Genomic DNA, 11,885 nt, shown 5'->3' on the forward strand with positions numbered 1-11,885 from the left:
GCCCCTTCACGGCCCCTCGCCCTTCCGGGCGGGGGGCCGTTGCCGTACAGTCGTCGCCCCAGTCGGCTGACACACCGTCAGGAGGCAGGTATGCGGCTCGGTCTCGCACTCGGCTACTGGGGCCGCGGCCCCTCCCCCGACCATGTGCCGCTCGCGCAGGAGGCCGAACGGCTGGGCTACGACTCGGTGTGGACGGCGGAGTCCTGGGGCTCGGACGCGTTCACCCCGCTCGCCTGGATCGCCGCCCACACCTCCACCATCAGGCTGGGCACAGCGGTTGCCCAGATGGCGGCCCGCCCGCCGACCACCACCGCCATGCAGGCGCTCACCCTCGATCATCTCTCCGGCGGGCGCATGATGCTGGGCCTGGGCCTGTCCGGACCGCAGGTCGTCGAGGGCTGGTACGGCCGCCCGTTCCCCGCGTCACCGCTCACCGCCACCCGCGAGTACGTCGACGTCGTACGGCAGGTGCTCCGCCGCGAGGCCCCCGTCGAACTGTCCGGCCGTTTCCACTCCCACCCCTACCAGGGCCCGGACGCCACCGGCCTCGGCAAACCCCTCAAGCCGATCACCCACCCGCTCCGGGCAGGTCTGCCGGTCCTGCTCGGGGCGGAGGGTCCGAAGAACGTGGCCCAGACGGCCCGGATCGCCGACGGCTGGCTGCCGCTGTACTGGTCGCCGAACCGGCCGGAGGCGTACGGCCCGGCCCTGGCCGACCTGCCCGAGGGATTCCTGGTCGCGCCGATGGCCCAGGCCCGGGTCTGCGACGACGTCGCCGAGGGGCTGCTGCCCGTCAAGATGATGCTCGGCTTCTACATCGGCGGCATGGGACACGCGGCCCGCAACTTCCACGCCGACCTGATGGCACGCATGGGCTACGCGGAAGACGCCCGCCGCATCCAGGACCTGTTCCTCTCCGGCCGCCGGGAGGAAGCCGTCCGCGCCGTCCCCGACGCCTTCGCCGACGAGATCTCCCTGGTCGGCCCGCGCGAACGGATCGCGGAGCGACTGGAGTCGTGGCGCAAGGGGCCCGTGACGGACCTGCTGGTGCTCAGCAGCGACCGCCACACGCTGCGCGTTCTCGCCGAGTTGAACTCCTGAGCGAATCCCCGGGTTTCATCCAGGGTTCAAGGGCAATCCGAATGACATGTCCCCTCGATATCGCAACGGTGCGAATCAGGCCGGCACGATCGTCGCGGTCGTGGCCGACATCATGGCTCTCATCCTGGGTCTTTGGATCCTGATGTACCTGCTGGACGCCAACCAGGCGAACAGCTTCGTCCAGTTCATCCATGACGCGGCCCGTTGGCTCGCGGGCTGGTCCCACGACCTCTTCACCTTCGACGAGGCCTGGGCCCGAGTGGTGTGCGGCTACGGCCTGGCAGCGGTGGTCTACCTCTTCGTGGGCCACGCGATCGCCAACCGCGCACACCGGCACTGAAAACGCCCTACGGGGCTCGCCCCTCGGGGGCGCGGGGCTGTGTCGACATGCGGCTCCGCCGCGTGGGCGCGAGAAACCACACACAACCCGCACCCGCGAACCGGGCGAGCCCCCCGAGCTCTCAGGCGCAGCAATCCGAGTCCAGCCCGCCGGGCAACTCATCCCCACCGAACACCTGGCACGTGGCCTCATGCCCACCCAACGCGGCAACCGCCAGCAACAACGACCCCGCCGTCCACGTGGTCAACTCCCGCGGCCAGATCGCGTCGTCGTCAAACACGTAACCGGTCCAGTAGAGGCCGCTCTCGGCGTCGCGCAGATGCCGGATCGACTGCAGCACCTCCAACGCCCGGTCGGACTCGCCCATCGCCCAGAGCGCGAGGGCGAGTTCGGCCGACTCCCCACCCGTGACCCACGGGTTGGGCACGACGCACCGCACGCCCAGCCCCGGGACGACGAACCGCTCCCAGTCCTCCTCGATACGGGCCTTGGCCTCCGCCCCGGTCAGCGCACCACCCAGCACCGGGTAGTACCAGTCCATCGAGTACCGGTTCTTGTCGAGGAACCGCTCCGGATGCCGACGTATGGCATGCCGCAGCGCACCCGCCGCCAACTCCCAGTCCGGCTGCGCCTCTTCCCGCTGCTCGGCGATGGCCAGCGCGCACCGCAGGGCGTGGTGGATCGAGGAGCTGCCGGTCAGCAGGGCGTCCGCAGTGTCCGTGCCGTCGTCGTCGCGCCGCCATCCGATCTGCCCGCCCGGCTGCTGCAGGCGCAGGACGAACTCGACCGCCGCGTACACCGCCGGCCACATCCGCTCCAGGAACGTGTCGTCGCCGGTGGAGAGGTAGTGGTGCCAGACGCCCACGGCGATGTAGGCGACGAAGTTGGTCTCCCGGCCGTGGTCGGTGACCGCGTCGAACTCGCCGTCGGTGTAGGCCGCGTACCAGGAGCCGTCGTCGTTCTGGTGCCGGGCCAGCCACAGGTAGGCCCGCTCGGCGGCCTCGTGCTCGCCTGCCGTGTCGAGGGCCATGGCCGCCTCGACGTGGTCCCACGGGTCGAGGTGGTGCCCCCGGAACCACGGGATCGCACCGTCCTCGCGCTGCACGGCGAGGATGCCGGCGACGGTCGCGGCGGCCTGCCCTGCGGTGAGGACCCCGGGCAGGACCAGATGTTCCGTCCGGGGAGTGGTCACTGGGCGTCCGCCCCGGCGTCGGAGAGACGCGGCAGGTGCGGCTTGGTCGCGTACGCCACGAAGCTCTTGCCGATCAGCGGGTTCAGGGCCTGCTCGGCGACCCGGGTGGCCAGCGGCTTCTTCATGATGTCCCAGACGAGGAGCTTGTGGTACGCCCGCACCGGCAGCGCCTTGTCGTTGTCGACGCCGAACGCGCACTTCAGCCACCAGTAGGGCGAGTGCAGCGCGTGGGCGTGGTGGGTGCCGTAGGGCTTGAGGCCGGCCTCGCGGACGCGCGCCAGGAGTTCGTCGGCCTTGTAGATGCGGATGTGGCCGCCCTCGACCTCGTGGTAGGCGTCGGACAGGGTCCAGCAGACCTTCTCAGGCCCGTAGCGCGGGACCGTGATGGCTATGCGGCCGCCGGGCTTGAGCACCCGCACCATCTCCGCGAGGACGCCCTTGTCGTCCGGTATGTGCTCCATCACCTCGGAGATGATGACGACGTCGAAGGACTCGTCGGGGAAGGGCAGCGCCAGGGCGTCGCCCTCCATGGCCGTCGCGGTGGCGCCCTCGGGGGCCTCGCCGGCCTCCTTCATCGCCGCGAACCACTTGGCGACCTCGTGGATCTCCTCTGCGTTCTGGTCCAGCGCCACGACCTGCGCGCCGCGCCGATAGCACTCGAACGCGTGCCGCCCGGCACCACAGCCGAGATCCAGGACACGGTCGCCCGGCGCGAGCGGGAACCGGGAGAAGTCGACGGTCAGCACGTGGCCCTGCTTTCGGAGTTGACGCCTTCTACATCTGTGGGGGCCGCGGAGCCGGCACCCGCCGGAGCGGCGGACGCGGAACCGGTCGATGCCACGTCGGCCCCGGACGCGGCCGGGGAACCAGCGGTCGCCGAAGCGGCGGAGCCGGCACCCGCCGAACCGGTCGGCCCGGCTGCCGCCGAGACCGCGGGGCGGGCGGAAGCCAGGGGCGCGGAACGCTCGCCACTCGCCTCGGCACCGGCGGACGCCCCCGGCCCCGGCCGCGCACCACTCGCCGTGGAACCAGCCGAGACACCCGGCCCCGGCCGCACGCCACTCACCACGGGACCACCGGACGCCACCTGCCCGGAGCGTCCTGTCGCGCGACCGGCCCGGTCGATCGCCTCGCGGTACCGGGCCACCGTGCCCTCCGCCGCCCTGGCCCAGGTGAAGTGCCGCAGCACGCGTTCGCGCCCGGCCGTGCCGAGCCGCGCACGCAACTCCGCATCGCCCAGCAGCCGGCCCAGCCCCGCGGCCAGCGCGCCCGCGTCCCCGGGGGTACCGCCAGGCAGGTCTCCCCGTCACGGCCCGCCACCTCGGGTATGGCGCCGCCGGTCGTGGCGAGCAGGGGCGTGCCCGTCGCCATGGCCTCGGCGGCCGGCAGGGAGAAGCCCTCGTAGAGCGACGGCACGCACGCGACCTGCGCGGAGCGCACCAGGTCGACGAGTTCCGCGTCGGAGATGCCCTTGACGAAGTCGACGGCGCCGGCGAGGTCGTACCGCTCCATCGCCTGGGCGACGGGCCCCTCCGTGGGCCGCTTGCCGACGACGACGAGGTGCGCGCCGGGGTGCTCGGTGCGCACCTTGGCGAGCGCCTCGACGAGATGGACCAGGCCCTTCAGCGGTACGTCCGCGCTGGACGTCGTCACGATCCGGCCCGGCACGACCGGCACCGAGGGATCCGGCGAGAACAGGTCGGTGTCGGCACCGATGTGGACCACGTGGATCCGGTCCTGGCGTACGCCGAGGTGGTCGACGATCTCCTCGCGGGACGTGCCGGAGACGGTGAGCACGGAGGGGAGCCGGCGGGCGACGCGCTTCTGCATGCGGGTGAAGGCGTACCAGCGGCGCACCGACAGGCGCCGCTTCCAGCCGTCCGCGGCGTTCAGCTCCAACTGCCGGTCGACGGTGATGGGGTGGTGGATCGTGGTGACGAGGGGCGCGCCCACGTCTCCCAGCAGTCCGTACCCGAGCGTCTGGTTGTCGTGGACGACGTCGAACTCACCGCGACGGGCCCGCAGATGGCGGCCGGCGCGCAGCGAGAAGGTCAGGGGCTCGGGGAAGCCGCCGGTCCACATGGTCGCCACTTCGAGCGCGTCGACCCAGTCGCGGTACTCGTCGCGCCCCGGGGTGCGGAAAGGATCCGGCTGGCGGTAGAGATCCAGGCTGGGCAGCTCGGTGAGGCTCTGGCCGTCGTACCCCTCGTCGAGGACGGGGTAGGGCTGGGCACCGATGACCTCGACGCGGTGACCGAGGCGGGACAGTTCACGCGAGAGGTGCCGGACGTAGACACCCTGGCCACCGCAGAACGGGTTCCCTTTATAGGTGAGGAGCGCGATGCGGAGCGGTCGCAAGCCGTCGGCGGCGGGGTCCTCCGAGGGCCCGGCCTCCCTGGCCTCAGCGGTCACTCTGGCCCCCTTCTCCCTGCACTGTCCCGCGAGATTACGCCGGGACGCTAATCTAGAACAAGTTACAGACTTGATCGTTCGGAGGCTCTGAATCTACCGGCAGGTAGCGGCGCTGTGAGCAGTGGATCAGGTGATTCACGCCACGGCCGACCCCGTGCCATGCTGTCTGATCACTTGCCCTCACGGACCGTCACGGAACGGGACCCCAGCCCCGCGGAAGCCAAGGTGAACACAGTGGCCAAGGTGGAAGCCAGAGCCGCAGCCCCCGCCTCCCCTCCCCTCACGGAGCGACAGGAGGCCCGCCGTCGCCGCATCCTGCACACGAGCGCGCAACTGGCCAGCCGGGGCGGTTTCGACGCCGTGCAGATGCGCGAGGTCGCGGAGTCCTCACAGGTGGCGCTCGGCACCCTCTACCGCTACTTCCCCTCCAAGATCCATCTGCTGGTCGCGACGATGCAGGACCAGCTGGAGCACATGCACGGCACCCTGCGGAAGAAGCCGCCGCAGGGCGAGTCGGCGGCCGAGCGGGTCGCGGAGACGCTGATGCGGGCCTTCCGCGCCCTGCAGCGCGAACCCCATCTGGCCGACGCCATGGTCCGGGCCCTCACCTTCGCCGACCGCAGCGTCAGCCCGGAGGTCGACCAGGTCTCGCGCCAGACGACGGCGATCATCCTGGACGCGATGGGTCTTGAGGACCCGACGCCGGAGCAGCTCTCGGCGGTCCGGGTCATCGAGCACACCTGGCACTCGGCGCTGATCACCTGGCTGTCGGGCCGCGCCTCGATCGCCCAGGTGCGGATCGACATCGAGACGGTGTGCCGGCTGATCACCCTGACCAGACCGGAAGGACAGCAGCCGGAAGGGCGGGGGCCCGAAGGGCAGAGGTAAGACCTACGAGACGGGTTCCCTTCGCCGGCATGGTCCGGATCAGGTCCTGGGGGTCGCCTTCCGGTCGCCGGGCCTCTCGGCCCCGCGTCCTTCCGGCCTCTCAGCCCTACCGTCGCAGTCGGCACCGGCGGAAACCCACACCTCCTGGTTTCCTGCCACCGTCGGCTACTCCGGTCGGACTCCCTCACTCGCCTCGTAGGCCGACTTCCAGAATAGAACACCCAACCGGGAATGAACCCCCGGAAGCATGATTTTTCGGGCGTTGCTTCGCGCGCTCCCGGGTCGCTCTTCGGGCGCTAGTCCTCCGGCGGGAACACCGCCTCACCACCACCCCCCAGCGTGATCACGATCGCCTCCACCGGACAGCTCTCCGCCGCCTCCAGTACCCGTTCGTTCGCGTCCGTGTCCGGGGCGACCGGATGGGACTGTCGGGCCGGGTCGAGGCGGAAGCCGTCCGGGGCGTGGTGGACGCACTGGGCGCTGCCGATGCACAGGGAGCGGTCGACCTCGACGTGCCAGCGGTCGCCCATCTCTACGCCTGCGCCGGGAGATGGATCATCTTGTGCTCCAGGTACTCCCCGTACCCCTCGGGCCCGAACTCCCGCCCCAGGCCCGAGTTCTTGTAGCCGCCGAAGGGGCCCAGCATGTCCAGGCTGAAGGTGTTGACCGAGTACGTGCCCGTGCGGACCTGCCGGGCGATGTCGATGCCGTGCTCGACGTCCGCGGTCCAGACACTGCCGCTCAGCCCGTAGTCGGAGTCGTTGGCGATCTTCACGGCGTCGGCCTCGTCGTCGTAGGGCAGCAGGCAGATCACCGGGCCGAAGATCTCCTCGCGGGCGATGCGCATGGAGTTGTCGACGTCGCCGAAGAGGGTCGGCTCGACGTACCAGCCACGGTCCAGGCCGGCCGGGCGCCCGCCGCCCGTCAGGATCTTCGCGCCCTCCTCCTGCCCGATGCGGATGTAGTCGAGGTTGCGCTGCTGCTGCCGCCTGGCCACGAGCGGGCCCACCTGGGTGGCGGGGTCCAGCGGGTCGCCGACGACGAGCGCACCGGCCGCCGCGGCGAGGGCGTCGGCGAACTCGTCGTAGCGGGAGCGCGGGAGCAGGATGCGGGTCTGGGCGACGCAGGCCTGGCCGTTGTTCATCCAGGCCGCGGGGGCGATGCCCGCGACGGCCGTCCCGACGTCCGCGTCGGGCAGGACGACGGCCGCCGACTTGCCGCCCAGTTCGAGCGTCACACGGGTGAGATTGCGGGCCGCCACCTCCATCACACGCTTCCCCGCCGCGACCGACCCGGTGAACGACACCTTGTCGATGCCGGGGTGCCCGACCAGGTACTCGCTCACGTCCCGGTCGGCGGGCAGGATCGACAGCACGCCCTCGGGCAGTCCGGCCTCGCGGGCGATCTCGCCGAGCAGATACGCGTCGAGCGGCGACTCGGGCGAGGGCTTGAGGACGGCCGTGCAGCCGGTGAGCAGCGCGGGGGCGAGCTTGGCGGCGGCGACGAACTGCGGGACGTTCCAGGGCGCGACGGCCGCGACGACCCCGACGGGCTCGCGGCGTACGAGGATGCGGCCGAGCACGCCGTCCCGGCGCTCCTCGTAGGTGAAGTTCCGCGCGACGGTGATCGCCGAGTCCCAGACCATCACCGCTCCGAAGGCCTGGGCGAGGACGCTCCAGGAGTACGGCGAGCCGTTCTGGCCGGAGATCACTCGGGCGATCTCCTCGTGCCGGGCGACGATCCCGTCCTTGATCCGGCTCACGACCTCGATCCGCTCGTCGAGGCTCATGCGCGGCCAGGGCCCCTCGTCGAACGCCCGCCGCGCCACCCCCACGGCCCGGTCGACATCCGCGGTCGAGGCGTGCGGGACGCGTCCGATGACCTCTTCCGTGTGCGGCGAGATCACCTCGATGACGTCTTGGCCCAGGGGGTCGGTCAACTCCCCGCCGATGAACAGCTGTCCGTGTTCCACGAGTCCGGTCATGGCCGACTGCCTTCGTATCTGACGGTGTTTCAGAAACTGATACCAGTTCTCGTTATAGTGGGCAATGGCCGTGGGACGGAGGGCAGATGACAAGCAGCCAGGACCGCGAACCCGCACCGGCGGTGCACGACCACGGCGGAGGCGTCCGGTCCCTGAGGGTCCCCATCCCGGACAACCCCCTCGGCCACACGCTCGTGTACGTCGTCGACACCGACCGGGGGCCGGTGCTCGTCGACACCGGCTGGGACGACCCGGAGTCCTGGGACACCCTCGCGGCCGGCCTGACGGCGTGCGGCACCTCGGTGGCCGAGATCCACGGCGTGGTCATCACCCACCACCACCCGGACCACCACGGCCTGTCCGACCGGGTCCGCGCGGCGTCGGGCGCCTGGATCGCGATGCACGCGGCGGACACCGCGGTCGTACGACGGACCCGGGACGCCCGTCCCGAGCGCTGGTTCTCGTACATGACGGCCAAGCTCACCGCCGCCGGAGCGCCCGAGGAGCACATCGCCCCACTGCGCACACCCCGGCCCAGCGCCCTGCCCGGCCTCCGTCCCGCCCTGCCGGACCGCGACATCGTCCCGGGCGAACTCCTGGACCTGGCCGGCCGCCGCCTGCGCGCGATCTGGACCCCGGGCCACACACCGGGCCATGTCTGCCTGCACCTGGAGGAGGACCACCCGGCCCGACTGCCCGGCCACGGACGCCTGTTCTCCGGCGACCACCTGCTGCCCGGGATCACCCCGCACATCGGCCTCTACGAAGACCCGGACGACGCCACGGTCACCGACCCCCTCGGCGACTACCTCGACAGCCTCGAACGCGTCGGCCGCCTCGCCCCCGCCGAGGTACTCCCGGCCCACCAGCACGCGTTCCCGGACGCCGTCGCCCGCGTACGCGAACTGCTCCACCACCACGAGGCCCGCCTCACCGCCCTGCAGACCCTCCTCGCCGAGCCCCTCACACCCTGGCAGCTCGCCGAACGCATGGAGTGGAACCGCCCCTGGGACCAGATCCCGTACGGCTCCCGCAACATCGCGGTCTCGGAGGCGGAGGCCCATCTGCGCCGTCTGGTGAAGCTGGGCCGGGCGGAGGCGGTACCGGGGTGTGAGCCGGTGACGTACGTGGCGGTCTAGGTGCCGCGCGGCCGCCCGGGGCGCCTGCGGGGCCGCCGGGAGCCTGCGGGGCCACCCGGGCCTGGTGCTAGAACCAAGTCCATGGACCCCATGGACCCCATCGAGCGCCTCCTCGCCGAGCGCGCCTGCGAGCGCCTGATCCTCGACTTCGTCCACCGGCTCGACCTGGGCGACCCTTCGTCCGTCGCCGAGTTGTTCACCGAGGACGGTGTCTGGCAGTGGCCGCACGACGGACGGCTGGTCAAGGGCCGTAACGCCCTGCGCACCTACTTCGGCTCCCGCCCCGCCGAGCGGCTCTCCCGCCGCATGATGTCCAACGTCCTGGTCACGGTGGAGTCCCCGGACACCACCAGGGCGATCTCGTACTTCACCACGTACCGCGTCGACGGCTACGACGGCGGCGTCATCCCGCCCGGGCCGCCCGTCCAGGCCGGGCACTACGAGGATGTCTTCCGCCGGGCCGACGGCGCCTGGCTGATCGCCTCCCGGACTCTTCACCTGCCCTTCGGCGGTCCCACTCCGCGGCCGAACTCGCCTTCGGCATAAGCGGGATGGGGTCAGGGCAGGGCCTCTAGGATGAACGAGCCGTGGCGCCCCCACGCGTGCGGCGTTGCGTACCACCGCAAGGAGACATGCCCATGGGCACCGAAGAGGCCGCTCGAACCTCGCCCTTCAGCGGAGTCCTGGACGGCAGATCGGCCGGGCCCATGGTGCCTCGGCTGGCGCTGGGCGCCCGGCTGCGCAGGCTGCGGGAGGCGCGGGGCATCGGCAGGGCGGAGGCGGGTGACGTCATCCGTGCCTCTCCCTCCAAGATCAGCCGCATGGAGGCGGGCCGCCACGGGTTCAAACTGCGGGACGTCGCCGACCTGCTCACGTACTACGGCGTCACGGACGAGGCCGAACGCGCCACGCTGCTGGCGCTGGCCGAACAGGCCAACACCCACGCCTGGTGGCAGTACTACAGCGATGTGGTGCCCTCCTGGACGCAGAGCTACCTCGGTGCCGAGCAGGCGGCGAGCGTCATCCGCTGCTATCAGATACAGCGCGTTCCCGAGCTGCTCCAGACCTCCGACTACGCGCGTGCCGCCGTCCGGCTCGTCCACCCTGCCGCCGACGCGCGGGAGACCGACCGCCGGGTGGCCTTGCGGATGACCCGGCAGCGGATCCTGCACCGGCAGCCCGGCGCGGCCCGGCTCTGGGCCGTGATCGACGAGGCGGCGCTGCGGCGCCCGGTGGGCGGGCCGGAGGTGATGCGCGCCCAGCTCAGGCATCTCATCGAGGTCTGCCGGCTTCCGCAGGTCACCGTCCAGATCCTGCCGTTCGTCTCCGGAGGTCATGCCGCGGAGGGCGGTCCGGTCACCATTCTGCGGCTGCCCGGCGGCCAGTTGCCCGACGTGGTCTACCTGGAGCAGCTCACCACCGCGCTCTATCCCGACCGGCCGGCCGACATCGAGCGCTACTGGGACGCCATGAACCGGCTGGTGGTCGAAGCCGAGTCACCTGACGAGACTCCGACCATCCTGCACCGCATATTTCAGGAGACCTGAGTAAGACCCCCGGGTTCAGCCGGGGTCGGCGGGCGGTTCAGCGCTTGAGGGCGACACCGCCGTACTGGTGCACCTCCGCCGGCAGGCCCAGGGCCTCGGCGTCGGGACGCCAGCGCGAGCAGGACGTGACGCCCGGCTCCAGCAGCTCCAGGCCGTCGAAGTAGCGGGCGATCTGCTCGGGGCTGCGCAGGATGTACGGGATCGAGCCGCCGTCGTTGTACTGACCGATGGCCCTGAGGTAGTCCTCGCTGGTGTCGGTGCTGTCGTACTGGACGAGGTAGCTGCCGGGCGGCAGGGCGTCCACCAGCTCCGACACGATCGTACGTGCCTCGTCGTGGTCCTCGATGTGGCCGAGGATGCCCATCAGCATGAGCGCGACGGGCTGGTCGAAGTCCAGCGTCTTACCGGCTTCCCGGACGATCGTGCTCGGCTTGCGCAGGTCGGCGTCGACGTAGTTGGTGACGCCTTCCGGTGTGCTGGTGAGCAGGGCGCGGGCGTGGGCCAGCACCAGCGGGTCGTTGTCGACGTAGACGATCCGGCTCTCCGGGGCCACCCGCTGGGCGATCTGGTGGGTGTTGTCCACGTTGGGCAGCCCGGTGCCGATGTCCAGGAACTGGCGGATGCCCTCTTCGGCGGCGAGATGGCGTACGGCGCGGGCGAGGAAGTAGCGGGCGGCGCGGGCCCCGGTCTCGATCCCGGGGAAGATCTCACGGAACGCGTCACCGGCCACCCGGTCGACTTCGTAGTTGTCCTTCCCGCCCAGCCAGTAGTTCCAGATCCGCGCCGATTGCGGAACCGAGGTGTCGATCTTGGAGAGCGGCTCCTGCTCGGAGTTCCCCGCCTGATCAGTCATGGACGCTCCTGCGTGTGGTCGTGGAGCTTCACGTTAACCGTTTTGCCTCACGGACAGGATCAACTCCTCGGCGTGGTGGAGCAGTTCGCCCGGGAGCAGGTCCTGGTGGAGGACACCGACAGCCGAGCCGGGGTGGTCTGGAGCATGGCCGAGTTCATCCAGAGGCCAGCGGGGCAGGCCGCCGCACCGAGAAGTCTCCCCGGTGGTGCGGTCGGCATGGGGGGGCGAAGCTACCCTCGGGCGTTTTCGTAGGTGCGGGTACAGTAGGCGGGTCGTCATCACCCGTACAGGGAGAAGCCGGTGCAATTCCGGCGCTGACCCGCAACCGTAACCGCCCTGCCAGGCGGGAGCCGGATCGCCCGTACGGATCGTGACCGGCTCACGTGCCCGGCGCCCGCCGGTGCACGGCACCGTCGAGGTATACGGAGC

At 71.1% G+C, this 11,885-nt stretch carries 11 protein-coding genes, 1 pseudogene and 1 riboswitch; of the genes and pseudogenes, 6 read left to right on the forward strand and 6 right to left on the reverse strand.

All coding sequences use genetic code 11. From position 1 onward, the window contains the following. Positions 1-90 precede the first annotated feature (90 nt). Positions 91-1,101 (forward strand): LLM class F420-dependent oxidoreductase, encoded by a 1,011-nt coding sequence (locus ACQEV8_RS12830; RefSeq protein WP_432959766.1) that lies wholly within the window; start codon positions 91-93, stop codon positions 1,099-1,101. Between the two features lie 46 nt (positions 1,102-1,147). Continuing rightward, positions 1,148-1,441 (forward strand): hypothetical protein, encoded by a 294-nt coding sequence (locus ACQEV8_RS12835; protein ID WP_003989869.1) that lies wholly within the window; start codon positions 1,148-1,150, stop codon positions 1,439-1,441. A gap of 121 nt (positions 1,442-1,562) precedes the next feature. Here the strand turns inward: ACQEV8_RS12835 and ACQEV8_RS12840 are convergent, their stop codons facing one another. The 3 genes and pseudogenes from ACQEV8_RS12840 to ACQEV8_RS12850 all read right to left on the reverse strand — a co-directional run. Further along, positions 1,563-2,633: a prenyltransferase gene (locus tag ACQEV8_RS12840; RefSeq protein ID WP_432959767.1), complete on the reverse strand. Its 1,071-nt coding sequence runs from the start codon at positions 2,631-2,633 to the stop codon at positions 1,563-1,565. Next, entirely contained in the window at positions 2,630-3,379 is a 750-nt protein-coding gene (locus ACQEV8_RS12845) for a class I SAM-dependent methyltransferase (protein ID WP_432959768.1), read from the reverse strand. Before ACQEV8_RS12845 ends, ACQEV8_RS12840 begins: the two co-directional genes overlap by 4 nt. Positions 3,380-3,747: 368 nt before the next feature. Beyond that, positions 3,748-5,045, reverse strand: a pseudogene (locus tag ACQEV8_RS12850) (glycosyltransferase family 4 protein); the annotation flags it as partial. Positions 5,046-5,204: 159 nt separating this feature from the next. Here ACQEV8_RS12850 and ACQEV8_RS12855 point away from each other — a divergent pair. Next, complete coding sequence (locus tag ACQEV8_RS12855; protein ID WP_432959769.1) at positions 5,205-5,933, forward strand: TetR family transcriptional regulator; 729 nt, start codon at positions 5,205-5,207, stop codon at positions 5,931-5,933. A 296-nt stretch (positions 5,934-6,229) separates the two neighbouring features. Here ACQEV8_RS12855 and ACQEV8_RS12860 read toward each other — a convergent pair whose 3' ends face one another. Beyond that, positions 6,230-6,463: a ferredoxin gene (locus tag ACQEV8_RS12860; protein ID WP_403876923.1), complete on the reverse strand. Its 234-nt coding sequence runs from the start codon at positions 6,461-6,463 to the stop codon at positions 6,230-6,232. 2 nt (positions 6,464-6,465) lie between these two features. Further along, positions 6,466-7,917 carry an aldehyde dehydrogenase gene (locus ACQEV8_RS12865; RefSeq protein ID WP_432959770.1) on the reverse strand — a complete coding sequence of 484 codons (1,452 nt, stop codon included), beginning with the start codon at positions 7,915-7,917 and terminating at the stop codon, positions 6,466-6,468. Between the two features lie 86 nt (positions 7,918-8,003). On the opposite strand from ACQEV8_RS12865, the gene ACQEV8_RS12870 reads away from it, so the two are divergent. The 3 genes from ACQEV8_RS12870 to ACQEV8_RS12880 all read left to right on the forward strand — a co-directional run bounded on the left by ACQEV8_RS12870 (position 8,004) and on the right by ACQEV8_RS12880 (position 10,603). Beyond that, positions 8,004-9,056, forward strand: a complete 1,053-nt coding sequence (locus tag ACQEV8_RS12870) for an MBL fold metallo-hydrolase (protein ID WP_432959771.1) — start codon at positions 8,004-8,006, stop codon at positions 9,054-9,056. A gap of 90 nt (positions 9,057-9,146) precedes the next feature. Beyond that, a complete protein-coding gene (locus ACQEV8_RS12875; RefSeq protein ID WP_432972657.1) occupies positions 9,147-9,602 on the forward strand; it encodes a nuclear transport factor 2 family protein in 456 nt (151 codons plus the stop codon). A gap of 92 nt (positions 9,603-9,694) precedes the next feature. Beyond that, the gene (locus ACQEV8_RS12880; RefSeq protein WP_432959772.1) at positions 9,695-10,603 is read left to right on the forward strand and encodes a helix-turn-helix domain-containing protein; all 909 of its coding nucleotides are present in this window, start codon (positions 9,695-9,697) and stop codon (positions 10,601-10,603) included. Positions 10,604-10,640: 37 nt separating this feature from the next. Here the strand turns inward: ACQEV8_RS12880 and ACQEV8_RS12885 are convergent, their stop codons facing one another. Then, complete coding sequence (locus ACQEV8_RS12885) at positions 10,641-11,456, reverse strand: SAM-dependent methyltransferase (RefSeq protein ID WP_432959773.1); 816 nt, start codon at positions 11,454-11,456, stop codon at positions 10,641-10,643. A 239-nt stretch (positions 11,457-11,695) separates the two neighbouring features. Beyond that, positions 11,696-11,833: riboswitch (cobalamin riboswitch) on the forward strand. Positions 11,834-11,885 lie beyond the last annotated feature (52 nt).

The organism is Streptomyces sp. CA-179760 (assembly GCF_050937045.1).
GTDB lineage: Bacteria > Actinomycetota > Actinomycetes > Streptomycetales > Streptomycetaceae > Streptomyces.

Bases quoted from the DNA above. Each gene is read 5' to 3' on its own strand.
- ACQEV8_RS12880 (WP_432959772.1), top strand. From the start codon at position 9,695: ATGGGCACCGAAGAGGCCGCTCGAACCTCGCCCTTCAGCGGAGTCCTG.
- ACQEV8_RS12875 (WP_432972657.1), top strand. From the start codon at position 9,147: ATGGACCCCATCGAGCGCCTCCTCGCCGAGCGCGCCTGCGAGCGCCTG.
- ACQEV8_RS12885 (WP_432959773.1), bottom strand. From the start codon at position 11,456: ATGACTGATCAGGCGGGGAACTCCGAGCAGGAGCCGCTCTCCAAGATC.
- ACQEV8_RS12865 (WP_432959770.1), bottom strand. From the start codon at position 7,917: ATGACCGGACTCGTGGAACACGGACAGCTGTTCATCGGCGGGGAGTTG.
- ACQEV8_RS12860 (WP_403876923.1), bottom strand. From the start codon at position 6,463: ATGGGCGACCGCTGGCACGTCGAGGTCGACCGCTCCCTGTGCATCGGC.
- ACQEV8_RS12830 (WP_432959766.1), top strand. From the start codon at position 91: ATGCGGCTCGGTCTCGCACTCGGCTACTGGGGCCGCGGCCCCTCCCCC.
- ACQEV8_RS12835 (WP_003989869.1), top strand. From the start codon at position 1,148: ATGTCCCCTCGATATCGCAACGGTGCGAATCAGGCCGGCACGATCGTC.
- ACQEV8_RS12855 (WP_432959769.1), top strand. From the start codon at position 5,205: ATGCTGTCTGATCACTTGCCCTCACGGACCGTCACGGAACGGGACCCC.
- ACQEV8_RS12870 (WP_432959771.1), top strand. From the start codon at position 8,004: ATGACAAGCAGCCAGGACCGCGAACCCGCACCGGCGGTGCACGACCAC.